Source organism: Methylocystis rosea SV97 (assembly GCF_000372845.1).
Taxonomy (GTDB): Bacteria; Pseudomonadota; Alphaproteobacteria; order Rhizobiales; family Beijerinckiaceae; genus Methylocystis; species Methylocystis rosea.
Genome location: NZ_KB889964.1, coordinates 344,077 through 365,446, shown reverse-complemented (window position 1 = coordinate 365,446; position 21,370 = coordinate 344,077). Strand labels below are relative to the sequence as shown.

General features: G+C 62.9%; 25 protein-coding genes and 1 tRNA gene. 14 read left to right on the top strand and 12 right to left on the bottom strand.

From position 1 onward, the window contains the following. From A3OO_RS0120840 to A3OO_RS0120810, 6 genes are all read right to left on the bottom strand, one after another. Positions 1-188, bottom strand: a 188-nt coding sequence (locus A3OO_RS0120840) for a hypothetical protein (RefSeq protein WP_026223211.1), incomplete at its 3' end; no start/stop codon positions are given. Then, positions 185-1,609 carry an efflux RND transporter periplasmic adaptor subunit gene (locus A3OO_RS0120835; protein ID WP_018409783.1) on the bottom strand — a complete coding sequence of 475 codons (1,425 nt, stop codon included), beginning with the start codon at positions 1,607-1,609 and terminating at the stop codon, positions 185-187. The genes A3OO_RS0120835 and A3OO_RS0120840, both read right to left, overlap by 4 nt. Next, the gene (locus tag A3OO_RS0120830; protein ID WP_245257250.1) at positions 1,606-2,796 is read right to left on the bottom strand and encodes a TolC family protein; all 1,191 of its coding nucleotides are present in this window, start codon (positions 2,794-2,796) and stop codon (positions 1,606-1,608) included. Before A3OO_RS0120830 ends, A3OO_RS0120835 begins: the two co-directional genes overlap by 4 nt. 53 nt (positions 2,797-2,849) lie before the next feature. Beyond that, the gene (locus tag A3OO_RS0120825) at positions 2,850-3,251 is read right to left on the bottom strand and encodes a FixH family protein (protein ID WP_156825005.1); all 402 of its coding nucleotides are present in this window, start codon (positions 3,249-3,251) and stop codon (positions 2,850-2,852) included. A 773-nt stretch (positions 3,252-4,024) separates the two neighbouring features. Further along, positions 4,025-4,660: a class I SAM-dependent methyltransferase gene (locus tag A3OO_RS0120815; RefSeq protein WP_018409779.1), complete on the bottom strand. Its 636-nt coding sequence runs from the start codon at positions 4,658-4,660 to the stop codon at positions 4,025-4,027. A gap of 43 nt (positions 4,661-4,703) precedes the next feature. After that, positions 4,704-5,117, bottom strand: a complete 414-nt coding sequence (locus tag A3OO_RS0120810) for a MerR family transcriptional regulator (RefSeq protein WP_018409778.1) — start codon at positions 5,115-5,117, stop codon at positions 4,704-4,706. A 73-nt stretch (positions 5,118-5,190) separates the two neighbouring features. On the opposite strand from A3OO_RS0120810, the gene A3OO_RS0120805 reads away from it, so the two are divergent. From A3OO_RS0120805 to A3OO_RS24655, 3 genes are all read left to right on the top strand, one after another. After that, positions 5,191-5,622 (top strand): hypothetical protein, encoded by a 432-nt coding sequence (locus A3OO_RS0120805; RefSeq protein WP_036241899.1) that lies wholly within the window; start codon positions 5,191-5,193, stop codon positions 5,620-5,622. Between the two features lies 1 nt (position 5,623). After that, entirely contained in the window at positions 5,624-5,851 is a 228-nt protein-coding gene (locus A3OO_RS0120800; RefSeq protein ID WP_018409776.1) for a GDCCVxC domain-containing (seleno)protein, read from the top strand. A gap of 668 nt (positions 5,852-6,519) precedes the next feature. Further along, positions 6,520-6,654: a hypothetical protein gene (locus A3OO_RS24655; protein ID WP_018409773.1), complete on the top strand. Its 135-nt coding sequence runs from the start codon at positions 6,520-6,522 to the stop codon at positions 6,652-6,654. Between the two features lie 558 nt (positions 6,655-7,212). Here A3OO_RS24655 and A3OO_RS0120775 read toward each other — a convergent pair. Further along, entirely contained in the window at positions 7,213-7,431 is a 219-nt protein-coding gene (locus A3OO_RS0120775) for a zinc ribbon domain-containing protein YjdM (RefSeq protein WP_029650825.1), read from the bottom strand. 673 nt (positions 7,432-8,104) lie between these two features. Here A3OO_RS0120775 and A3OO_RS23900 point away from each other — a divergent pair. Both A3OO_RS23900 and A3OO_RS23895 read left to right on the top strand, forming a co-directional pair. Then, a complete protein-coding gene (locus A3OO_RS23900) occupies positions 8,105-8,389 on the top strand; it encodes a hypothetical protein (protein WP_156824989.1) in 285 nt (94 codons plus the stop codon). 978 nt (positions 8,390-9,367) lie between these two features. Further along, complete coding sequence (locus A3OO_RS23895; RefSeq protein WP_342446774.1) at positions 9,368-9,610, top strand: universal stress protein; 243 nt, start codon at positions 9,368-9,370, stop codon at positions 9,608-9,610. Between the two features lie 35 nt (positions 9,611-9,645). Here A3OO_RS23895 and A3OO_RS23890 read toward each other — a convergent pair whose 3' ends face one another. Further along, a complete protein-coding gene (locus A3OO_RS23890; protein ID WP_018409767.1) occupies positions 9,646-10,107 on the bottom strand; it encodes a hypothetical protein in 462 nt (153 codons plus the stop codon). 277 nt (positions 10,108-10,384) lie between these two features. On the opposite strand from A3OO_RS23890, the gene A3OO_RS0120750 reads away from it, so the two are divergent. Beyond that, positions 10,385-10,684 carry a putative quinol monooxygenase gene (locus A3OO_RS0120750; protein WP_018409766.1) on the top strand — a complete coding sequence of 100 codons (300 nt, stop codon included), beginning with the start codon at positions 10,385-10,387 and terminating at the stop codon, positions 10,682-10,684. A gap of 721 nt (positions 10,685-11,405) precedes the next feature. Here A3OO_RS0120750 and A3OO_RS0120745 read toward each other — a convergent pair. Continuing rightward, a tRNA-Ser gene (locus A3OO_RS0120745) sits at positions 11,406-11,495 on the bottom strand. A 46-nt stretch (positions 11,496-11,541) separates the two neighbouring features. On the opposite strand from A3OO_RS0120745, the gene A3OO_RS0120740 reads away from it, so the two are divergent. The 4 genes from A3OO_RS0120740 to A3OO_RS0120725 are packed head-to-tail and all read left to right on the top strand — an operon-like array spanning position 11,542 to position 14,016. After that, positions 11,542-11,994, top strand: a complete 453-nt coding sequence (locus A3OO_RS0120740; RefSeq protein WP_018409765.1) for a gamma-glutamylcyclotransferase family protein — start codon at positions 11,542-11,544, stop codon at positions 11,992-11,994. Continuing rightward, positions 11,991-12,848, top strand: coding sequence for a pantoate--beta-alanine ligase (gene panC, locus A3OO_RS0120735; protein WP_018409764.1), 858 nt, complete (start codon positions 11,991-11,993; stop codon positions 12,846-12,848). The genes A3OO_RS0120740 and panC overlap by 4 nt, the downstream gene beginning before the upstream one ends. Continuing rightward, on the top strand, positions 12,845-13,144 hold the full coding sequence (locus tag A3OO_RS0120730; RefSeq protein ID WP_018409763.1) for an acylphosphatase: 300 nt from the start codon (positions 12,845-12,847) through the stop codon (positions 13,142-13,144). The genes panC and A3OO_RS0120730 overlap by 4 nt, the downstream gene beginning before the upstream one ends. Before the next feature lie 29 nt (positions 13,145-13,173). Then, positions 13,174-14,016, top strand: coding sequence for a shikimate dehydrogenase (locus A3OO_RS0120725; RefSeq protein ID WP_018409762.1), 843 nt, complete (start codon positions 13,174-13,176; stop codon positions 14,014-14,016). 58 nt (positions 14,017-14,074) lie between these two features. On the opposite strand, the gene A3OO_RS0120720 is transcribed toward A3OO_RS0120725, so the two are convergent. Then, positions 14,075-14,542: a phasin family protein gene (locus tag A3OO_RS0120720; RefSeq protein ID WP_018409761.1), complete on the bottom strand. Its 468-nt coding sequence runs from the start codon at positions 14,540-14,542 to the stop codon at positions 14,075-14,077. A 14-nt stretch (positions 14,543-14,556) separates the two neighbouring features. Continuing rightward, positions 14,557-14,913 carry a phasin gene (locus tag A3OO_RS0120715; RefSeq protein WP_018409760.1) on the bottom strand — a complete coding sequence of 119 codons (357 nt, stop codon included), beginning with the start codon at positions 14,911-14,913 and terminating at the stop codon, positions 14,557-14,559. A gap of 314 nt (positions 14,914-15,227) precedes the next feature. Between A3OO_RS0120715 and A3OO_RS24650 the strand changes: the two genes are divergently transcribed. From A3OO_RS24650 to A3OO_RS0120690, 4 genes are all read left to right on the top strand, one after another. Beyond that, a complete protein-coding gene (locus A3OO_RS24650; RefSeq protein ID WP_018409759.1) occupies positions 15,228-17,477 on the top strand; it encodes a sensor histidine kinase in 2,250 nt (749 codons plus the stop codon). Positions 17,478-17,993: 516 nt separating this feature from the next. Further along, positions 17,994-18,770, top strand: a complete 777-nt coding sequence (locus A3OO_RS0120700; protein ID WP_026223207.1) for a LamB/YcsF family protein — start codon at positions 17,994-17,996, stop codon at positions 18,768-18,770. Between the two features lie 5 nt (positions 18,771-18,775). Next, a complete protein-coding gene (locus A3OO_RS0120695; RefSeq protein WP_018409756.1) occupies positions 18,776-19,507 on the top strand; it encodes a 5-oxoprolinase subunit B family protein in 732 nt (243 codons plus the stop codon). Beyond that, the gene (locus A3OO_RS0120690) at positions 19,504-20,502 is read left to right on the top strand and encodes a 5-oxoprolinase subunit C family protein (RefSeq protein ID WP_018409755.1); all 999 of its coding nucleotides are present in this window, start codon (positions 19,504-19,506) and stop codon (positions 20,500-20,502) included. The genes A3OO_RS0120695 and A3OO_RS0120690 overlap by 4 nt, the downstream gene beginning before the upstream one ends. Here the strand turns inward: A3OO_RS0120690 and A3OO_RS0120685 are convergent, their stop codons facing one another. Beyond that, positions 20,503-21,342, bottom strand: a complete 840-nt coding sequence (locus A3OO_RS0120685; protein ID WP_026223206.1) for a DUF5765 domain-containing protein — start codon at positions 21,340-21,342, stop codon at positions 20,503-20,505. Between the last annotated feature and the right edge of the window lie 28 nt (positions 21,343-21,370).

The window sequence follows — 21,370 nt, the reverse complement described above, 5'->3', positions numbered from 1 at the left end:
TCCTCGACGACTTGCGGCGCCTGGCCCGGATATTCCGTATAAACGATCGCTTGCACATCGGAGAGATCGGGAATGGCGTCGAGTGGCAGTGCGCGCAAGGCATAGACGCCGCCTGCGGCCGCGAAGGCAGCGCCCACGAATATGAGCAAAAGGTTGCGCGCCGACCAGGCGATGAGACGGGCGATCATTTGCCCGCCTCCGCTTGGTCGAGAGCTCGTAACGCCGCCTTCAAATTGCTTTCGGCGTCGATGAGGAAGTTTGCGGCCGTAACCACGCGTTCGTTTTCGCTCACGCCGCTCTTGATTTCGATGAAGCCTTCGCCGCGCCGGCCGATCTTGACTTCGCGCGGCTCGAAGCGCCCTTCGCCCTTGTCGACAATCGCCACTTGCCGTTTACCGGTGTCGATGACGGCGCTTTCTGGCGCCGTTAGCACCTTCTCGTTTCCGCCGGCTGCGATCTCGACCTCCGCATACATATCTCCCCGCAGCAACCCGTCGGGGTTCGGCAGTTCGATTCTGACGCGCGCCGTTCGTGTCTCCATATTGAGATGGGGATAAATTAGCGCGACTTGTCCCTTAAAGGATTGATCGGAATACGCCCTTGGCCGCACGTCGACCTTTTGTCCGGGCTGGATCAAGGCGATGTCCCGCTCGGGGATGTCCGCCAGCACCCAAACTAGGGAATGATCGACGATGCGAAACAGCATGTCCCCTGGCGCGGCGCGCATGCCGTTAGTCGCCGCCCGCTCCAGGACATGGCCGTCTTGCGGCGCGGGCCATGCAATCACACGTGGAACGCTGCGGGCGCGCCCGATCACAGCGATGGCGCTTTCGTCGAGGCCGAGATTGACGAGCCGCCGCTTGGCTCCCTCCAGACGCTGGGCGTCGATCCCGCCGCCACGCCGCATGTTGAGGACGGCGACATATTCGGCGGCTGCGCTCGAAAGATTCGGCCCATACACGCGCATCAGCGTCTGGCCCTTGCGAACGTAATCGCCCTCCGCAAACTTCCCGACCGACTCGATGAAGCCTTCGAAGCGCAGGGAGACGATCGAGATACGTCGCGGGTCGAAGTCGATCCTGCCCGTCGCTCGAACAGGGACGCTCAGCGTCCGGCGTTGGACGGGTTCGGAGCGAACGCCGGTCTTTTGTAGTTTTCCGGGGCTGATCGTGATGGTCGCGCCGTTCTCCGCCTCGTCCTCGTAGACGGGAATGTAATCCATTCCCATCTCGTCCTTCTTGGGAACGGGCGATGTGTCAGGCAGGCCCATTGGATGGCGATAGAAGCGCACGCGTCGCTCGCCGCCTCTCTTGGCGGCGCCTGCAGGAGGCTTTTCCTCGAAACTCACATCCTCGCTGGCGCGCACCGGCAGATAATCTTTCCCCGCCGAAGTTTTCTTGGGCGTCGAGGAATAGGTTGGGCGACCGTCGGGATCCCGGTAGTAAATGATCGGGCCTGTCGTTGCAGGCGCCTTGCCCGAGATACCAGACCCGGCGTCGCCCATCGTTTCTTTGGGTGTGACCCATTTGAAACGTCTCTCGACCAGCCAGGCGAGGCTGGCCGCGACGACGACAAAGCCCAAAAGAATAACGATGTGACGGCGAGTCATAGAGAGCCTCCCGCCAGACGTTCAAGCTCAGCGTATCTGGCTTGCTCTTCGACTTTGAGCTTAAGAAATTCGAGTTCGATCGCTCGCAGGCGTCGTTCCGCTTCCAGAGACGTCGCCAAGTCCGCGGCTCCAGCCGCAAAGCCGCTGCGCGCCGTCTCTACCGACAGGCGCGCCGGATTGAGCTGGCGTTGTTCGACAATGCGGATCGCCTTGCGCACCGCTTCCAAATTGAACCATGCCTCGGCGACATCGCCGTCGAGCCGGATTCGGATGGCGTCGTAGCGCATCTGGGCGGCGCCGAGTCGTGAACTGGCGGCGCGCTGTTCGGCGTCCTTTGCCTCATATTGCAGCGGGACTTTGAAATTAAGCATGAACTGCCCGGTGTTGTCGCCAGTGGGACGCTGCACAAAGGTCGCTCCAACGGTAACGTTTGGGTAGTAATTCAGATCCGTAAGCTCCTTCGTTCCGGTCGCCGCGCGGACTTGCGCGCTGGTCGTCGCGAGAGCTGGATTGGCGACTCTCGCGAGCTCCTGAACGCCGGCGAGCGTCAGCTTTGTTTTCAGCGGCCGAAAGCCTCTGGGAATAGCGAGCGGCGCCAGCGAGTCGCGGCCGATCAGGGCGTTTAAGCGAGCAGCGGTGGATTTAGCCTCGCCCTGACGACGCGCGACCTCTGTTTCAGCCGTCGCCGCCTCGATCTCGGCCTTGATCACTTCCTGCTGGTCGACCGAGCTCGCGCCATAACGCAAGCGCAGGAGCGCGAGAATTTCGTCGAGCCGGCGCTTTAATCCAAGCGAAAGGTCGATCGCCCGATGCGCGGCGCCGTATTGCGCATAGGCGGTTTTGACGCGGGCGATCAAATCTGTGGCGACGGCGCGACTCTGATGCCTCGCAGCCTCGGCGTCGGCCTCTGCGACGCCGCGCTCCAGATCGAGTTTGCCCCAAAGTTTGAATTCCTGTTCGAAGCCGATCCAACGCTGGCCGACACCGCGTCCATTCACGTCCCACGCCTGCAGCGTTACCGTCGGATCGGCGAGCACGCCAGCCGCGCCCACTTTATGTGCTGCCGCATCGGCATCCAGCGCCGCCGCAGCCAGTTCGGGGCTAAGCTGCTTCGCAAGCGCGACAACGCTTTCGACGGAGGCGCCGGGCAAGTTTCGTTCAGTCGCCGAAAGCGATGTTGAGCCCATCAATATCGCCGCCGACCCTACAAATGAGATGGCGCGAAGGCGCGGCTCTCGATTCATGGCGCCACCTTTAGAATTAGTCGGCTCTGGAGCGTGCCGCTCTCGCCCTGCACCTTTGCAGCGAGCGATATCCGCCACGTTCCCGCATCAGTCAGATCGACCTTGAAGCGATAAACTCCGGGATCGGGGCTTGGCGCCGCTTCGATCATGCTGGTCATCGACTCCATGCCATCTGGAGCCATGTCGAGACGCATCGCGAAGATCACCGCGTTTGGCGCCGGCTTGTCGTCGGGCTTATGGACGAGACTCACCGATACGATCGCTTGCCCCGTCTTGAATTGCGCTTCCACGAGTCGGAACTCATAGTCGTTGATGTTGGCGCGAGCGCGCGGCGCTGAGCTCAAGATGGCAAGCGCGACCAGCGCGAATAAGCGCGCCTTGCACGAGGTCACGAGCATCATCAGATTGTCTCCGTATTCCATTCATGCGCATGGTCGTCGAGCGGATCGCAGAGCTGCGCTCAATCCCGATAAGGGACATCATCGCGGCTTGCGCGATCGATGCGACAACGGCGCTGGTTCTTGCGGGAAGGGGAGCCTGGAAGCGATCTCCCGTCGGGCTAGCCGGCGACCGCTTGAAGTCGCGCAAATCTGCTCCCGGCGCTACCGTGAGCGAGATTGTTCTTTCGGCTTTAGACGATTGGAGGTCGGAGAGCTGGCGGGCTTCGTAATCCGCCGCGCTCAATGTCGTCGGAGGGAATTAGCGACGGCGCACACACCCAAAGCACGGCATCAACGAATGGTTGAAACTGCGGAAGCGCTGCTTGACTTGGTCCGCACAGGATCTCAGCGCACATGGGGAGTGCTGCGCCGTCATCGCCGCTGTGGCCGGGACAATCGTCCATGCCCATTTCAATGCAGGCATGGTTCATCTTCGCGGCAAAAGCTCCGCCCCCAGCTAAAGCTGTAGTGAGAACAACCGCAGAGATCAAAAGGCGAAGGCAGCGGAGCATTTCGCTACTCTGTCAGCCGCAAACTACCATGGCAAGCCCCAACTCATTATATGATCGCGGCCAAGGTTACCCGGCCGTAGAGTAATTGCCGCGCCGCGCGGCCGGATCACCAATACCGAGTTCCTCGCGGGTGACGGCGCGGCGTAAGCCTTCCCCCACCAGCTTTTTACCTTCGCCGCTTGTCTGAGCAGGGCGGCGAGGGCGGCCACGAATGTTGCCCTAAATCGTGTTTCGTAAATTGTAACGGAAAGTACTAAATTGAAATTTCTGCACTGCCTGCCATGGAGTTATGTGCTCATGGCGGCGGCTATCAATCAGATCAAAGTCAGGCGCTAAGAGCGCGCTAAGGCTTTCAGCGCTGTGCCGCGCAACCGGAAGGCCGCTGCACTTCTCAGGGCCGTCGAGCGCAAACGTCCCGATAATCAAGTGACCGCCGCGCTTGAGCGCCTGCTTGAGCCGTTGGATGTAGGCCTGCTGTACCTTCTCGTTGGTCAGGAAGTGGAAGGCGGCCCGATCATGCCAGACGTCATATGTATCTGTCGGCTGCCATTCCGTCGCATCGGCTATGATCCACTTCACCGCCTCACCTTTGTCGCCAAGCCGAGCACGCGCTGAGTTGAGCGCGGCGGCCGATAAGTCCAGGACGGTGATGTTCTCGAAGCCCTGCGCCAGAAGATTGTCGACTAGGCGGGATGCGCCGCCGCCAACATCTATGATGGCCGATGACTGCTGCGCGCCGACAAGCTGGAGCAATCGGAGGGATTCAGTGGGGGGTTCCTCAAACCAGCTAACTTCGGCCTCGCCCTTGGTCGTGTAAATGTTTTCCCAGTGCGCTTGCCGGTCAGTCGGTGTCATCGCTGTCCCTCGAGGCTTAGCTGCTCCGTCGTATAAATCGGAATTATGCGCGTTTCTGCGTCGTCAATATATCGAGCACCGGACACGAGGGGGCAGGGTCGCCAGAACAGCGGGCGACCGTCTCGGCAAGAATGCGCTCAAGTTTGGCGAGATCGGCGAGCTTCGCCCGCACTTCGTCGAGATGCGTCTGCGCAACCTCTTGCACCTCCGCGCAGGAAGCGCGGGTCGGTTCGGCAAGAGCCAACAGGGTGCGGATTTGCTCGATGCTGAACCCGAGTTCGCGAGCGCGGCGAATAAAGGCCAGCCTTCGGATATGGCCTTCTTCATACGCGCGATGCCCGCTCGCCGTCCGCGCCGGCGGCGGCATGAGCTTGATGCGCTCATAATATCGCACGGTCTCAAGATTAACGCCCGCCGCCGACGCAAGCCTTCCAATTGTCAATGGCCGCCTGGACATGCGCGATTATTTCTCTTGCACCCGTAGCCGCTACGGGGTGCAGGATAGCCCAACCGTCGAGGAAGGGCGAACCATGACCATCGACAACGCCACAGACGAAACAACGCCAAACGCTTCATCTCCAGCCGCTTCGCCGGCCGCGCCCAAGTGGCTTGCGGCATTGGGGTTGGCAGCTGGTCTCGGGGCGGTCATCGCCTCTTCCTGCTGCGTCATCCCGCTCGGGCTCGCCGCGGTTGGTGCGGGGGCGGGCGTTTTCAGCGGCCTTGAATTGCTAGCCGAATGGCGCGTCCCGCTCCTATCCATCAGCGCCTTGGCCATTGTTGGGGGATGGGGCGCATGGTGGTGGAAGCATCCTGATGCTTGCGTTGCGGGTTCGAGCTGCACGTCGTCCGAACGCTCACGCGCAACACTGACGCTGCTCCTATGCGCCTCGGCCGTCGTACTGGGGGCAGCAAGCTGGGGCTATATCGACCCTATGCTCATCAAGTTCGCTCGGGGGCGTTGAAATGCAACTCGTCGCAACAATCACCTGCCCGTCGTGCGGCCATCAGTCGACGGAGACGATGCCAACGGATGCCTGCCAATTCTTTTACGAATGCAAGGGCTGCGGCGTGCTGCTCAAGCCGGACGCGGGCGACTGCTGCGTCTTCTGCTCTTACGGCGATCTGCCGTGCCCACCAATTCAAGAAGCGAGAGAGCGTGGTAACGCCACCGAATGTTGCTTCGGCGCGTAAATTTCAGGGGGATGCCTAGACATCTGGACTAATTCGTCTCCGCGCGCTGCAGGCCTGAAAATCGGAGGAAAAGTTCATGCCAGCGTTGGCGCAATCGATATACTTCACTTGACAGGGGGCATCGAGCAAGGTCTTCGCCTTTTGCTCCGGACTGCGCCGCCGGGGCGGAAAAGAAACTGCACGGCGCGGCGCTGAATAGTTTCATGAAAAGTGCGATAGGGATGCCGCCGCTGCCTCGTGTGAATCAAGAAAAAATTGCATGGCGCTGCGAAGACCAGCTTCACGAAGAAATGCATCAAGGACGCTACGGCGACTCCGAACGCTCAATAACGCGCCGCGGTCAAAGATCTCAACGCCCTCGCCTCCACGCTGGCCGAGCGGCTTGTGAAGCGCACCGCGGAAATAGTGGCGAGCGAAGCTGGGCGCGCGTGATTGAGCGCCGTTAAAAAGCTATCTTCTGAGCAGCGCGCCGAGGCCGTCGCGATGTATGCCAAATGTCAAGACGCTCGACTCGTTGTCGTTGCTCCTTACAGAACCGTCCAGGTAATTATGCGCGAGGCGAAGGAAGCGCCGTCATCGCCGGCAAACGGGAAGGCCGAACGCGGTCCGGTCTTCCTGAAAGACGGGCGAGGACTCGGACGTGTGGCGCCGAAGGCGATGAGGTAAGATTGAAGCGACTGCATGTCGACCGGAAGGGCGCGACGATCGCGTTAAGCGAAAACCCCTCGAATCGCCCCGAAATCCTGCACAAGCGGGAGTTCAAAGTGCGCGGCCGGGTGATATGGTGGGACGATCGATTGTAAGGCGTTTCGAAGAGAGGTAATTTGAAGTGCCTCGCGCTTGTTGCCTCGCGCATTGCGTTGTCTTAATTATTAGGAGGCTTGCCTCATGCTTTTCCAGATCACAATCGACTGTAGCACTGCGGCGCTTGGCGGAGATTCAGTCTCGCGGAGTCAGGAACTCGCCAACATTCTAATTGCCGTCGCCGCGGATTTGTTGGACCAAGGTTTAGCGCCTGGCGACAAACTGCCTTTGAGTGACCGCAATGGTCACTCTGTCGGAATGGCCCAGCTGACCGAGCAACCCAGCATGCTCGCTTCGAGTGCGCTCCTAAAGCAGCACGCTGGAGGCGAAGCTGATCGTCTACGCGAAACAGGTGGCCAAGCGCGGCCATTGCATCGGGATATAATCCGGAAGCTGCCAAGCGGTTCGCCGAACACGCCACGGTAAGCCACAGCGCCGACGACTACGTTTGCGGCGACGTTCATACGAGCACGGTTGAGGGCTATCGCTCATCGCAAAGGCCTCCGAATAGGACGACCTTGTGAATCACGCCTCAATCAAATTTAATAGGTCCTGACCTAGGCTTTCCTGACGAATTCCGTACGCAGCACGAGCCCTTTTACTTTCTCAGCGCGGCAATCGATTTCGGCCGGATCATCCGTGAGTCGGATATTTTTGATCAAGGTCCCGCGTTTTAAGACGGCGGATGAGCCCTTAACCTTCAGGTCCTTTATCAAGGTCACGGAATCGCCGTCCTTGAGCACTGCGCCATTGCTGTCTTTTACAACTACCGTCATCAGGCCCTCCGCGCGTGCCATAGCGGATAATGCGCATCGTTATATTCACCGAGTGGCCCGTTTGCATATCCCAGTCAGTTCCAAGGGGAAAAGCCTCGGTTAGATCGAGGAAGCCGAGCTTGACCCGCTTGCCGTGCTGATCGGCCAGCCGCGTCGGCAATCCTATTGGAAAGCGCCTCCCAAAACGCGGCGCGGGCGGCATCTCCGTTACGCCGAAAGGGTTCGGCCTGGCCCTTGAATGCCTCCCGCATTGATACAATCTCTCCTTCCGTCGCCTCGCCGGCAAACGTTCGAACTGCTTCGAAAGTCCCGCTGTCGACCCGACCTGTCTGCCTTTTTCATAGAGAATTTCACCTGCTGGAAGCCCGTCAAAGCAACCTCTGAGCGCATGACGCCATGGCCGACAGTCGCGCAAGCCGCTTGGCGTTGGAAGGCGCGAGCACCCACGGGAAGTTCTATGCAGAGGCGCGTCACGCAATGGCGTCGCTAGCAGACGACGCCTTGCAGGAATGGATCGTCTCGCCGCGGGTCAAGAGACCAGCACGTCACAGACGAACAAATCTGAGCGCCTGTCGCCTTTCACTTCGTGGGCAGTCCGCTGAAGCGCCTCCTCATTCAGCCAACATTCAGTGGCTCGATGGGAATTAATGGGAAGGGGCAGAAGGAGATCAGCATGTTGCGCAAACTGTCTCTAGTTACGACTTTGGCCGCGGCTTTGACGCTTCCGACTGTCGCTCTGGCCTGGGATGGTCATGGCGGCGGCTGGGGAGGCGGCGGTCATCATGGCGGTTGGGGCGGCGGCGGTTGGGGTCACGGTGGAGGCTGGGGAGGCGGCGGGGGATGGGGCGGTGGCGGTTGGGGCCGTCGAGGTTGGGGCGGCTATGGAGGCTACGGCGGTTACGGCGGCGGCTACGGGGGCTGCTGGCGTTGGTATGGACAGTGGGTGTGGGTCTGTTGAGGATTTCGGCAACGTCGCTCCGGCTTTTGTGCCAACGACGAAGGCCGGAGCGTTCGGTGAACTGGTTAGGCACGGAAGTACTCGCGCGTCCTCGCCATGCGATCAACTTTTAGCCCAATTGATCAACTCTGCTCCGTTTGATCTGGATCGGAGAGGAACTCTGATGAAATCGTTTGCTTGTATTGCGCTTGTCGCAGCGACCACACTCTCCCTTGGCGGTTGCTACACGCCCCAGGATCGCGCGCTCGGGGGTGCTGCTATCGGCGGGCTTGGCGGCGCTGGCATAGGCGCTCTGGCGTCTGGTGGAAGAGCCGGTGGAACTCTCGCCGGCGCCGCAATCGGCGCTGCGGGCGGCGCCGCGGCCGGCGCGCTGACTGCGCCTCCACCGCCTCCGCCGCCGTATTACTATTGAGTTCGCGCACGAGAAAAGATCCCGCGCCCTACACTTCGCCGCTCCGCATCCGCAAGAGCGGCGAGTCCTTCGGGCGTTAGGCGGAAGCCGCTGTGTAGCCTTGCTCGCTCGACCAAGCCTCGATCAAGTCAGGTCCATCGTAAAATTCGATCCGATGGTTGTCCCCTGAATTCTTGTATCGCGCGACGGCTCCGCCGAAAGAGCTGCGCGCCTGGATCGTTTCGCGATTTCGCAGAGTGCCGAGCTCTTTGCCGTTTTTTGAGATCACAATGGTATATCGAGGTTCGCACGGCCGATAGGCGTTCATTGTCGCGCTCCTATTGTCGAATCGCCGAACTCAATGCTCTCACGGTCGATGAGTCATGATGATGGCGGAAAGCAAGAAGAAGAACGCCGTCGGCCACGGTTGGGCTGTCGAACAGCGGAGAGCACGACGGGCGCGTAAAGAAAGATAGAGGGTCTTCGCGGAACCATCAGATGTGCATATGGGACCGTTGCTTCGGCTGTAGAGCTCGGCATTTAACTGCCTTAAAGGTGAGCCAAGGAAGCGAAGCCTTGAGAAGGAGATCGCAGCCCTCGCGGCTGGCGTCAATTATCCGACCGAACGAATTTCGACCGTTGTGCTGTTCGGTCCCGTCTATCAAAAGGTTCTGGCGGAGGCCGAGGAGTGGGGCGCCGAGGTCGTCGTTGTAGGCTCCCACCGGACAGGAATGGATCGGTTTCTCATTGGCTCCAACGCCGGTGCCATTAGTACACCACGCAAAGTGCTCAGTGCTTGTCGTGCGGTCTTCGCCTCGACCGCTCCTTGATGTCGGCCGCCGGGCCCAACGTAGGCGCCGGCGACTTACTCTGATGGAGCGCTCAGCTTGGCGGGAAGTTGCGCCCGGATCACATCCGCGATTCTCTCAATGGCGGTCACCGCGTCGTGTGCGCGCCGTTCCGATGCGGCCAACTCTGCCGTCTTGGAGACGAGTTGTGATTGCAGTGTTTTGAGCTCGTGATGCGCCTGCTCGACGGCAGCAGACATTTGCTCGATTTGAGCCTCGGCCAAGCGCAGCATAGTCTCTGCGCGTTCGGCGCGGAGCTCCGTGTGGCCCAGCTCTTCCTTCACCGCATCGGCGACTTCATGAGCGCGCATTAGCGCTTGAGCTGCCTGCTCATCGAATGCTTTGATCGCCGCCGCTGTTTCCGACACAAGATTTAGCGCGGCGGCGACATCGTAGCTCTCACGGGCAGGCTGACGCGCCAAACCCTCGTTGCCGCCGATGGTTTCGTCCTTGGATTGGTTCAAATCGGGCGCATTCATTGACGCCTCCGGCCATCGTCCGTTTGGGCTTGTCGGGTATCGTCACACTATTGGCTTCATGATAAAGAGTCCGGCATAATTTCAGTCTGCTGACGGGCGAGCGTTTCGCCAGTCGCCAGAAGGGCTCTCCGAGTCACCTGACGTTCTGCGATGGCTGCGCAAGTGAACCGCAAAACGGCGACAGCGCGGGCGAGCGAAGAATCATGCCGTCGTGCAAATTACGTCGAAAGGTGCAAACTGAGGGTCTGGAGGCCCTAGTTCCAAGCGAGGTTGCGCAATGGTGAAATTTGGCATCTTGGCGATGCTGGAAGCGAAGATCGGCAAGGAGCACGAGGTTGCAGCATTCTTGAAATCCGCGCTGCCGCTCGTGGAAGCAGAGCCGGGCACAGTCTCGTGGTTCGCGATCCGAGTGTCATCCACCACTTTCGGCATTTTTGACGTCTTCCATGACGCAGCCGGCAGAGATGCTCATCTTGCGGGCGAGGTCGCGAAGGCGCTCACGGCAAAGGCTCCGGAGCTTTTCTCCCAGTCGCCAAAAATCGAGAAAATTGATGTGCTGGCGTCTAAGTTAGGTTGAAGCGCAAAAAAAACGCCCCGATTGTCGATGTGACGGTAGGAGCGTTTCTGCCGCCGGCGGAGAGATCGACACCAGCGGATTGCAGAAATCGTAAACCTTCGCTGCGTCCGCCGCAACTCCTCGGTGAGATCTCGAACGCGAGCGAGCCGACCATCGTTGCTGCGGGAGGCGAATGCGCCAGACGCAGACGAAGAGCGGGGGCATGGTGTTGTTGGTGGGGCGCTAATGATCGCTCCTCCCAGGCCTCTGCGCCGGATTTCATAGCCGTCGCGATATGTTCTCGACGGCCGTCGCTCTGTATTCTTCAGCGATGGGACCAGCAAGGAATGAACCAGAAATTCGACGGAATGTGCTGCGTCTTAGACGTCTTCCATCTCAAGCTCTCCAGCAACTCCTCTCCGGAGGACAGCCTGCCTGGATAAGAGGCGTCAACATTCGAGCGGCCGGACAGCCGCCTACGATAATGCGGCACCTAGTGTTGAGGACGGTTATGACTTGGAGATCCAAATGACGATATGCAGTGATGCTCTCGTTTCTAGCGCGATTGTGCATTCATGAGCATGCGCTTCGACACGTGGAGTTCGAAAAACTGGGAAAGAGGCTAGGCCAGGCTCGTCCATTTGAGCACAGCGGCGACCACTAAATATTGTGGGGTAGATTGGCGGATGCATTCGCAAATAAAGTAAAAATGCTAACTAAAACAACAAGTTACAAGCATGTATGGCGGAAGGGGTGGGATTCGAACCCACGGTGGAGTTGCCCCCACGCCGGTTTTCAAGACCGGTGCCTTAAACCACTCGGCCACCCTTCCGCGTCGGTCGTGATATAGCACGCGTCGTCTTTTTCGCGACCGGGATTTGCGCGTGCCGCTCTACTTCGCCTATGGCTCCAACATGGACGCCGCCGCCATGGCGGGCCGCTGCCCTCGGTCCCGGCGGCTCGGACGGGGACGGCTTGCCGGCTTCAGGACGATTTTGATGCCTTCAGGCTTTGTCAGCGTCGCGACGGACCGCCGTATGAGCGTTCATGGCGTGCTGTGGGATGTCGCGGTCGGCGACGTGGCGTCGCTCGATCGCTACGAAGACGTCGCCCATGGCCTTTACGCCAAGAAAAACTTACCCATTCTGCGCGAACCGGTCGGCTCGGTCCTAGCGCTGACCTATGTCGGCGCGCGGCCCGATCTCGGCGCGGCGCCCCGCGGCTATTTCGAGGCGGTCATCGCCGCGGCGCGCGCGCAAGCGCTGCCGGGCCCGTATATCGACTATCTATCGAGCCTGCTTTCCGCTCCGCAATCAGGGCGACGATCATGAATGCAAAAACGCCTGTCGTCGGCGCCGTCGACGAACTGCGCCGCTATGTGCGCGCGCGCCGCGCCGCCGGCGAGCGCATCGGCCTTGTGCCGACCATGGGCGCGCTCCACGCCGGCCATCTGTCGCTCGTGGACGCGGCGCGTCAGGCGGCGGACCGCGTCGTCGTCACGATTTTCGTCAATCCGGCGCAGTTCGGCCCGAACGAAGATTTCGCCCGCTATCCGCGCACGCTTGCGGCGGATGTCGAGAAGCTTTGCAGCGTCGCCGCGGATCTCGTCTTCGCGCCTTCGGTCGACGAGATCTATCCGCCGGGCTTTTCGACGAAAGTCGTGCTCGAGGGGCCGGCGACCGCCGACCTCGAAGACCGGTTTCGGCCGACGCATTTTTCCGGCGTCGCGACTGTGGTGACGAAGCTCCTCAATCAGGCGCAGGCCGACGTCGCCGTCTTCGGCGAGAAGGATTACCAGCAGCTTTTGGTGATCAAGCGTCTCGCGCGCGATCTCGACATCGCCACCGAAATCGTCGGCGCGCCGACGCTACGCGAGGCCGACGGCCTCGCCATGTCTTCGCGCAACGTCTATCTCTCCCGCGAGGACCGCGAGCGCGCAAAGCAATTGCACGGCGCGCTGAGCGAAGCGGCGCGGCGCATCCTTGCTGGCGAGAACATCGGCGCGGCGACCGCAGGCGCGGGCGCCGCGCTTACCGAGGGGGGATTTGAGGTCGACTACCTCGAAGCGCGCCACGCCGAGACGCTCGCCCCCGTCTCCTCTCTCGCGGATGGTCCCATTCGTCTGCTCGTCGCGGCGAAGCTCGGCGCGACGCGGCTCATCGACAATATCGCGGTCCAATCATGAGCGATCGGGAGATCATACGTCTTTTCATCGAAGGCCGGGTGCAGGGCGTAGGCTATCGCGCTTTTCTCGTCCGCGAGGCGCTCGCGCTCGATCTCACCGGCTGGGCGCGCAACAGGCGCGAGGGCGCGGTCGAGTCGGTCGTCTCGGGGCCGCGCCCGGCGCTTGAGGCGCTGATCGCTGCGGCGCGGCGGGGCCCACGGCTCGCGCGAGTCGACGCGCTGCGCGAGGAGCCCGCCGATGAAGCCGCGCTCGTCGCGTTTTGCGGCGCCGGCTTTTCCGTCGCGCCTGACGCGTGAGCTGGAGACGAGAACGTGGAGACGAGAACGTGACGAACGGCCATCGCTTTGTTCTCGCCGGGGTCATGGGCTGGCCGATCGCGCATTCGCGCTCGCCGAAAATCCACAATCACTGGTTCGCGCAATATGGGATCGAGGGCTGCTACGCGCCGCTGCCGGTCGAGCCCGGCCGGCTGGAGGCGGCGTTGCGCGCCATGCCGGCGCTCGGCTTCGCCGGCTGCAACCTCACGATTCCGCACAAGGAAACGGCGCTCCAGTTCCTCGATCATATCGATGAGTCGGCGGCGCGGATCGGGGCGGTCAATTGTGTGGTCGTCGAAAGAAACGGCGCTTTGAGCGGCCGCAATTACGACGGCTACGGTTTCATCGCGTCGCTTTATGAGGCGGCGCCGCTTTGGCGCGCCGAGAGCGCGCCCTGCGTCATCATCGGCGCCGGCGGCGGGGCGCGCGCGATCATCCACGGCTTGCTTGAGGCGGGCGCGCGCGAGATTCGGCTGTTCAACCGCACTCTGGCGCGGGCGGAAATTCTCGCCAGCGACTTTGGGCCGCGCGTGTCGGCCCTGCGCTGGGAAGAACGCGAGGCGGGGCTCGCCGGAGCGGGACTTCTCGTCAACGCGACGAGCCAGGGCATGGTCGGCCAGCCGCCGCTGGATCTGTCGCTCGCAGCGCTACCGACATCGGCGCTCGTCGCCGACATTGTTTATGCGCCGCTGGAGACGCCCTTATTGGCGGCCGCCCGCAAACATGGCGCGACGCCCGTCGACGGGCTCGGCATGCTGCTGCATCAGGCGCGCCCGGCGTTTCGCGACTGGACCGGCGTGATGCCGGACGTGACGCCGGCGCTGCGCGCCAAGATCGTCGCAACGCTGTAAAAGAAAGAGCGCTGCGACATCGCCGCGGCGCTCTTCTTACATCAACTCGATGTTCGCGTTACGCCGCGCGCGCGCCGTAGATCGGCGTGATCGAGAAGCTCAGCAGACGTTGCGCGAGCGTCATCAACTCGGTCGACTGCCGCAGCAGCGTGTCGAGCCGGTCGCTCACGAAACGCGACTGAAGAGTCGTCACCTCGTCGATCGTCTTAGCGCTGGCGAGCCGCTCGGCGAAGTCGAGCAACGCAGTGGCGTTTTCCGCCCAGAGATCGATGGACTTCTGCTGCCAGAGGGCAGGGTCGAATCCTTCGGCCTCGCTTTCGGCGGGCTTTGGAGGTTCGGAGATCGCGAGGGCTGTAGACGGAGCCGCGACGACCACCGGCGTTTGCGTTTCAACAGGGGCGGGCGCCGGCTCTGCGCTGACAGCTTCGTTCGTCGTCGGAGCCGTCTCGGCCTCCGGAACGCCGGGGGCCAAGCGTTTCGTTTCCGGGGCCTTTGGCTTGGGGGAACCGTTCTGCGGATTGGCCATTGAGCTTCTCCCGGTTAGGACTTCGTCGTCGAGCGCTGGATGCTCGCGCCAAGCTCCGTGGTCTGCTCCTGGATCGCCCGCAGTTGCGCCTGAACGAACTCCGACTGAAGCTTGAAGACTTCCTGCGGGTCCTTGGCGTGGACGAGCTTCTGGGCCAGATCGAAGGCCGCGTTCACATTGGCCTCGGCAAACGACAGGGCCTTGACGCTGACGTCCTTGGCGCTCGGCAGCCCGAAGGGGATGTCCGCCGAAGTGTCGAGCGCCTTCTGCGCGGCTCCGGCGAAACCTTCGAAGGCCTTGCGCGCCTGCTCGACGCTCTTCTCCGCAAAATCGCGGACTTCGGTGGGAATTTGATAGACAGCTTCGACCATGGCGCACCTCCGTGCGGTGAAAATCAAACAAGCGCCGCGCTAAACGATATTAACCCGCCTCGCGCCCGGCCCCAACGGCGCTCCGGCGAGTCCAGTCATACTGCCCGATGTTATGTTGCGATGCAACAATTTTGTGCGCCGCAGCAGATCGGGGACGGCAGGGTCCTGGAAGTGTAGAAATACTAGGAAAGACGCGCGACAATCATAGACCTTGCGCACGGCGGCGGCTAATTTGCTTGCATCCGTTAGCGTCGAGCCGACGAGACGCCTGAGAAGCGCGCGGCGGGCGAGACCGTCGGTTGAGGCGGTAGGCAATGGGCGGTTCGCAGCAGGACCTCGACGAAGACGCGCGAGCAGCCGCTTGCGTGGCGGCGGATCCTGTTTTTTCCGCGCTCGACGCCTCCGGCGCGCCAATTATCGCGGCGGGCGGCGATCCCCTGCGCATTGCTTTTCTGAACGAGTCCGCCCGCGCGGTCTTTGGCGAAGACGCCGTCGCGCTCGCCGAACGCCTGTTTCGCGGCGACGATCCGGGGCCGAGACGCCTGGCCGAGCTGGTCGGCGACATGCGCTGCCGCCCGGGCCTTCGCCTTGAGCGGCTGCGCTTTCGTGTCTCCGGGCTGGCGCAGACGCTCACTTTTCTCTGCCGCAGCCTCGCCGCGGATAGCGGCGACTGTTTCGCTATCGCGGCCCTTGGCGTTCGCGCGGATTCGCCGGCTCAGGATCCGCGCGCGGCTGAAGCGCGGGTCAGCGATGAGACGGCGGCCCTCCGCCGCAGCCTGGCGGCGCGACATGGCGCGCGTTCGCCGCGCTTTCTGTGGAAGACCGACGCAGCTGGACGATTCACCGACGTCAGCCACGGGCTTGCCGACGTTGTTGGCGAAAAGGCGGCCGACGTGCTCGGCCGCTCAGTGCAGGACGCGTCCCAGGCCCTTGCGCTCGATGCTGCATTCGCCCGCGCCGTCGCCTCGCGCCGCGCGTGGAGCGGCGTCGAGGTTGAATGGCCCTTCGAAGGGGACGCCGGATGCGTGCCGACGACGCTCGGCGCTCGGCAGATGACGGATTCCGCAGGGCGATTTCTCGGCTATCAGGGCTATGGCGTGTTGCGCATCAATCGCGCGCGAGCGGCTGAACCCACTGCGGCGACGGGCGCCGGTTCGAATGCTGAAGAGAACGCCTTCGAGCCGTCGCTCGACAATGTCGTGATGCTGCGCGCGCCGGCTTCGACGCGCGTCGATGTGAGCGAGGCGCTCAGTTCGAGCGAACGCCGGGCGTTTGACGAAATCGCGCGGGCGCTCACGGAAGGCGATCTCGTCATCCCCGCAGCGGAGGCCGCGGGGCCCTCGGAGCCCGATCCTGACGAGCAAGCGGCGCCGACGCGTCGCAATCTCGAGTTCATCGCGCCGGGCCCGGAGCAAAGCGCCCTGGCGCTCGCTCGCGCGCTCGAAGAAAAGCTTGCGCGGGCGAAATCTGAGAGCGCGCTGCTCGGCGCGGCTTTCGACCTCTCGCGCGCGCCGCTTGCGATCGTGGCGGCGGACGGGAAGATCGTGAGAGCCAACGCGCCATTTGCGGCTTGCTTGGCGACGGAGGCGCCTGCGCTTGAGAGCCGCGACCTGACATCTTTTTTCACCCCAACCGACGCGCAAATCCTCAGTCAGCTTTTTTCCGACGTCCAGCCGCACGCCCACGCGCGCGTATCGCTGGCCACAGCGCCGCTGCGCGGGAGCGTCCCCGTCGACCTCATTTTGCGCCGCGTCTTCGTCGATGGAAGGCCGATGATGTTGGTTTCCGCCGAGCCTTGGGAGGCCGCATCTGCGGATGACCGCGCGCTTGAAGCGGCGCGTCTTGCCGCCGAAAGCGCCAATGCGGCGAAGTCCGATTTCCTGACCCGCGTATCGCACGAGATTCGCACTCCGCTGAACGCCATCATGGGCTTTGCGGAAGTGATGATGGAGGAACGTCTCGGGCCGATCGGCTCTCCCCGCTACAAGGAATATTTGAAAGACATCCGCGCTTCCGGCGCGCATGTCTTATCCCTCGTCAACGATCTTTTGGATCTCTCCAAGATCGAAGCTGGCAAGATGGAGCTTTCCTTCTCGCGCGTCGACGCCAATGCCACCATCGCCGAATGCGCGTCGATCATGCAGGCCCAGGCCAATCAGGGGCGCGTCGTCATGCGTCTCGCGCTTGCGGCGGGCCTTCCGCCGCTGCGGGCTGATGCGCGCTCGCTCAAGCAGATTCTTCTCAATCTTCTGTCGAATGCGGTGAAGTTCAACGAGCCCGGCGGTCAGGTCATCGTGTCGACCGCGCTGAACGACGCCGGCTCTGTCGTCATCCGGGTCAAGGACACGGGGATCGGCATGTCGGAGGCGGATGTCGCAACCGCCTTGGAGCCGTTCCGGCAGGTTGGCGCATCGCGCAGGGCGAGCGGGACGGGGCTTGGACTGCCGCTGACAAAGGCTTTAATCGAGGCGAATCACGCCTCATTCAGCATTAAGAGCCGTCACAACGAGGGCACGCTGATCGAAATCGCGTTTCCGCCGCCGCAAGCTCTCGCGGCGGAGTAGTCCGAACAACGATGAAAGAGGGGCCGGTGGGAAACGAGAGCTGAACCGGAGCAGCTCAGTCCGTTGGCGCAACAACGCCGACGCTTAGGCCAAGCTAGTGCTCGCCAACGGACCGGTATGGGACGTAAAGGCCCTAGTTTTCTTGACCTTAGCGGCCAATCTTCATCGCGACGAGAGCGCCGCCGATGACGATAGCGAGCATGAGTCCCGGGATAAGATACTGCATATTTTTTCCTCCCACATTGAGCCAGCCAGTGGCTCTTTTTTCCGGCTTCGCCGCGATATAGCTTCACCAAAGGGCACTGTCTTTGTCAAGCGCCACCTTGCCCTATTTGTGCGGGTTTGTGCCGATCTTCGCTGCATCGGATCGCTATGTCACAGGCCGACAATCGCGGCGCTGAAGCCATCGGCCCATATGAAGTTGCAGGGGACAGACTGACCGAGCGTCGCGCATTGCCGCCGTGGCGCGGTTGCGCCAATCTCGCGGCCCCTCTTCAAAGGCGACTCGCACCCCTCATGACTTCCGCCGCTCGCGTCATCGATCTTAACGCCGACCTCGGGGAAGGTTTCGGCCATTGGCGCATGGGCGACGACGACGCCATGCTTGACATCGTGACGAGCGCCAATGTCGCTTGCGGCTTCCACGCCGGCGATCCCGACATCATGGCGACGACATTTGCGCGCGCCAAAGAAAAGGGAGTCGCCGTCGGCGCCCACGTCGCCTTTCCGGACCTCGCAGGTTTCGGGCGGCGCAGTTTGCCGATGAGCGCGCGGGAGATCGAGCGCGCCGTCGCCTATCAGCTGGGCGCGGCGCAAGCGTTGGCGGTTTTGAGCGGACATCGAATCACGCATGTGAAGGCGCATGGCGCGCTCGCAAATATCGCCGAGCGCGACGCTGATGTCGCGGACGCTATCGCCCGCGCGGTCCGCGGCGTCGATCCGTCGCTCGCGCTGCTCGCGATCGCCCTGTCCGAGCAAACGCACGCCGGCGCGCGCGCGGGGCTGCGCGTCGTGAATGAAATTTTCGCCGACCGCGCCTATATGGACGACGGACGCCTGCAGCCGCGATCGGAAGAAGGCGCGGTGATCGAGGATATCGAAAGAGCCTGCGCCCGCGTGCGCGACATGCTCGCGCATGGGGGGTTGAGGACCGCGAGCGGCAAACTCCTGTCGACGCAAATCGACTCGGTCTGCGTTCACGGCGATTCGCCGCTTGCGGTTGAAATGGCCCGGAGGCTGCGCGCCGCGCTCGAAGGCGACGGCTGGAAGCTGCGCGCCTTCGCAGGAGCCTGACCGCAATGGATGATGAGACGCCGCGCTTCCTCGACTGCGGCGAGTCGGCGCTTTCAGTGGAATTCGGCGACAGCGTCGATCCCGCCGTCAATGCCCGCGTGCTCGCGCTCGACGAGCGTCTTCGCGCCGCGCCGCCGGCCGGCTTGTGCGAAACGACGCCCACCTACCGCGCGCTGTTCCTGCGCTACGAGCCGCTTGCAATTTCGCGCGCCGCGCTTGTTGCGGCGATCGAAGGTCTGATCGGGACTGCGGGCGTTGAGGCGTCGCAGCCATCTGCGCGCTGGACCTTTCCCTGCTGCTATGATCCCGAGTTCGCCGAGGACATTGGCGAAGCCGCCGCGCTGCTCGGGCAGACGGCGCAATCGCTGGCGCAGCTGCACGCCGGCGCCGACTATCGCGCCTACATGTATGGTTTCGCGCCGGGGTGGTGCTATCTCGGCGGACTGCCTCAGGCGCTCGCGATCCCGCGGCGCGCCACCCCCCGCGGTCCGACGCCGCAGGGCGGGGCGTTGATCGGCGGCGCGCTCTCTCTGATCGCCGCTAGTCCCATGCCGACCGGCTGGTATGTCGTCGGACGGACGCCCGAGCGCATGTTCGCGCTAGACCGCAACCCGCCTTTTCTTGTCGCGCCGGGCGACGCCGTGCGCTTTGAGCCGATCGACGCCAAGACATTTCTATCGCTCGATGCGCGCGCCTTGGCCGGCGAGATTGTGGCGCGCCGGGAGACGCTGCTTTGAGCGCGCGGCTGCTTATCGAGGCCGCCGGGCCCGGCGTCACGATCCAGGACGAGGGCCGCTTCGGGCATTCCCGCTACGGCGTCACGCCGGCGGGGCCGATGGATCTTGGCGCTTATCTTGCCGCGACGCGCGCCGCCGGCGCCGACTGCGCGATCGAGGTTTCGCTTGGGGGCACGACGCTTCGGGCGGAAGGCGCGACGCTGTGCATCGCTGTGGCGGGGGGCGATTTCGACATCCGGCTCGAAGGGCGGCCTATGCCGCCGGCGTGCCTGCTGCCGCTTACCGAGGAGGCGCGGCTCGTGCTGCGCGCGGGCGCGTCAGGGGCCTGGTGCTATGTCGCCGTTGGCGGAACGCTCAATCTCGCGCCCACGCTGGGTTCGCGCGCGACGCACGCCCGGTCCGGCCTCGGGCCAAAGCCGCTCGCCGCCGGCGACGCCTTGATGCTCGCCGTGGCGGCGCCGCCGCCGCTCGAGCCGCTGGCCTTGGCGGCGCCCTGGCTCGCCGCAAGCGGCGCGCCGATCCGCCTGCTTCTTGGGCCTCAAGCGGATTATTTCGCGCCGGAGGAGATCGAGGCTTTTCTGAACGCAAGCTGGCGCATCGGCGCCCGCAGCGATCGCATGGCCTATCGGCTCGAGGGTCCGGCGATCCGCCATCTGCGCGGACATGACATCGTGTCCGACGGGGTCGCCATGGGCGCGATTCAGATCCCCGGCGACGGCGCGCCGCTGGCGCTCATGGCGGACCGACAGCCGACCGGGGGCTATCCGAAGATCGCGACGATCATCGGGGCCGATCTCGGCCGGCTGGCGCAATTGCGTCCCGGCGAAGACCTGTCCTTCCGCGCCGTGGACTGGGACGAGGCGGTCGCCGCCCGCCGCGCCTATTTTGCGGCCATCGAGGCCGGCGCGACGCGCGGGCCTCTCGGCGCCGAAATGACCACCGAGTCGCTGCTGGCGGAAAATCTCGTCGGCGGCGTCGTCAATGCGCGAGACTGATTATTCCGCCGGCTCTTTGACCTCGGTGAGGAGAGCGACCGGCTCGGCCGGCTGCGGCGCCGCCGCGGCGAGGGCCGCCTTTGCCGCCGCTTTGCGCCGCTTCCACCATTTGATCAACATCATCCACCACGGGTCGCCGACGTGCAGGTGATAGCGCAGCGGCGTCTTGATGATGGCGAGCACGAGTCCGATCGAGAACAGACACCAGACCGCCGGCCATTCATTGATGTTGCTGGTCGTCAGGCCGGCAAGAAACGGTCCGGCAAGCCAGGAGAACAGGATGAAGCGCCAGCTGCCGAAGAGCGCTGGGATGTAGAAGGCCATCAGCGGATATTCGATGTAGCCGCGGCCGAGATAGGCGTTATCGACCATGGAATTGCCAAGGCCATTCGTCGGCAGCAGCCAGGCGATGTGCCATTCGCCGCGGACCGTGCACAGCATGTCGCCGCACAGCGGGCGTCCGGCGGCGCAGTGTCCAGCCCAGGCGAAGGGATACAGCTGGAGCAGCATGGCGATAGCCGCGACGAAGCAGCCGAAATAGGCCCAGGGCGCGATGATGCGGGCGCTGTCCTTGGGCATGAAATAAAGCGCGACGGCGTTAATGAAGAAGGGCTGGAATGTGATGTGGAGATAACCAAACATGGTCATCAATTGGTTGAGCGGCGAGTCGCACTGATTCAAGACCGAATAGGCGACCGCCTGGAGCGACTCCATGCTGGCGAAGTAGAGAAGGCAGACCCAGAGGGCGAGCGGTTCGGGGTCCTTTTTGAGCGCCGAATAGGCCGCGCCGGCGATCCCCGCCGTCGCCAACACCGCTGACGCCTCTCCACTCCAACACATTCGGACATTTCCTCATTTTTATTGTCTG

Bases quoted from the DNA above. Each gene is read 5' to 3' on its own strand.
- A3OO_RS0120835 (WP_018409783.1), bottom strand. From the start codon at position 1,609: ATGACTCGCCGTCACATCGTTATTCTTTTGGGCTTTGTCGTCGTCGCG.
- A3OO_RS0120830 (WP_245257250.1), bottom strand. From the start codon at position 2,796: ATGGGCTCAACATCGCTTTCGGCGACTGAACGAAACTTGCCCGGCGCC.
- A3OO_RS0120825 (WP_156825005.1), bottom strand. From the start codon at position 3,251: ATGCTCGTGACCTCGTGCAAGGCGCGCTTATTCGCGCTGGTCGCGCTT.
- A3OO_RS0120815 (WP_018409779.1), bottom strand. From the start codon at position 4,660: ATGACACCGACTGACCGGCAAGCGCACTGGGAAAACATTTACACGACC.
- A3OO_RS0120810 (WP_018409778.1), bottom strand. From the start codon at position 5,117: ATGTCCAGGCGGCCATTGACAATTGGAAGGCTTGCGTCGGCGGCGGGC.
- A3OO_RS0120805 (WP_036241899.1), top strand. From the start codon at position 5,191: ATGACCATCGACAACGCCACAGACGAAACAACGCCAAACGCTTCATCT.
- A3OO_RS0120800 (WP_018409776.1), top strand. From the start codon at position 5,624: ATGCAACTCGTCGCAACAATCACCTGCCCGTCGTGCGGCCATCAGTCG.
- A3OO_RS0120775 (WP_029650825.1), bottom strand. From the start codon at position 7,431: ATGACGGTAGTTGTAAAAGACAGCAATGGCGCAGTGCTCAAGGACGGC.
- A3OO_RS23900 (WP_156824989.1), top strand. From the start codon at position 8,105: ATGTTGCGCAAACTGTCTCTAGTTACGACTTTGGCCGCGGCTTTGACG.
- A3OO_RS23890 (WP_018409767.1), bottom strand. From the start codon at position 10,107: ATGAATGCGCCCGATTTGAACCAATCCAAGGACGAAACCATCGGCGGC.
- A3OO_RS0120750 (WP_018409766.1), top strand. From the start codon at position 10,385: ATGGTGAAATTTGGCATCTTGGCGATGCTGGAAGCGAAGATCGGCAAG.
- panC (WP_018409764.1), top strand. From the start codon at position 11,991: ATGAATGCAAAAACGCCTGTCGTCGGCGCCGTCGACGAACTGCGCCGC.
- A3OO_RS0120730 (WP_018409763.1), top strand. From the start codon at position 12,845: ATGAGCGATCGGGAGATCATACGTCTTTTCATCGAAGGCCGGGTGCAG.
- A3OO_RS0120720 (WP_018409761.1), bottom strand. From the start codon at position 14,542: ATGGCCAATCCGCAGAACGGTTCCCCCAAGCCAAAGGCCCCGGAAACG.
- A3OO_RS0120715 (WP_018409760.1), bottom strand. From the start codon at position 14,913: ATGGTCGAAGCTGTCTATCAAATTCCCACCGAAGTCCGCGATTTTGCG.
- A3OO_RS24650 (WP_018409759.1), top strand. From the start codon at position 15,228: ATGGGCGGTTCGCAGCAGGACCTCGACGAAGACGCGCGAGCAGCCGCT.
- A3OO_RS0120700 (WP_026223207.1), top strand. From the start codon at position 17,994: ATGACTTCCGCCGCTCGCGTCATCGATCTTAACGCCGACCTCGGGGAA.
- A3OO_RS0120695 (WP_018409756.1), top strand. From the start codon at position 18,776: ATGGATGATGAGACGCCGCGCTTCCTCGACTGCGGCGAGTCGGCGCTT.
- A3OO_RS0120685 (WP_026223206.1), bottom strand. From the start codon at position 21,342: ATGTGTTGGAGTGGAGAGGCGTCAGCGGTGTTGGCGACGGCGGGGATC.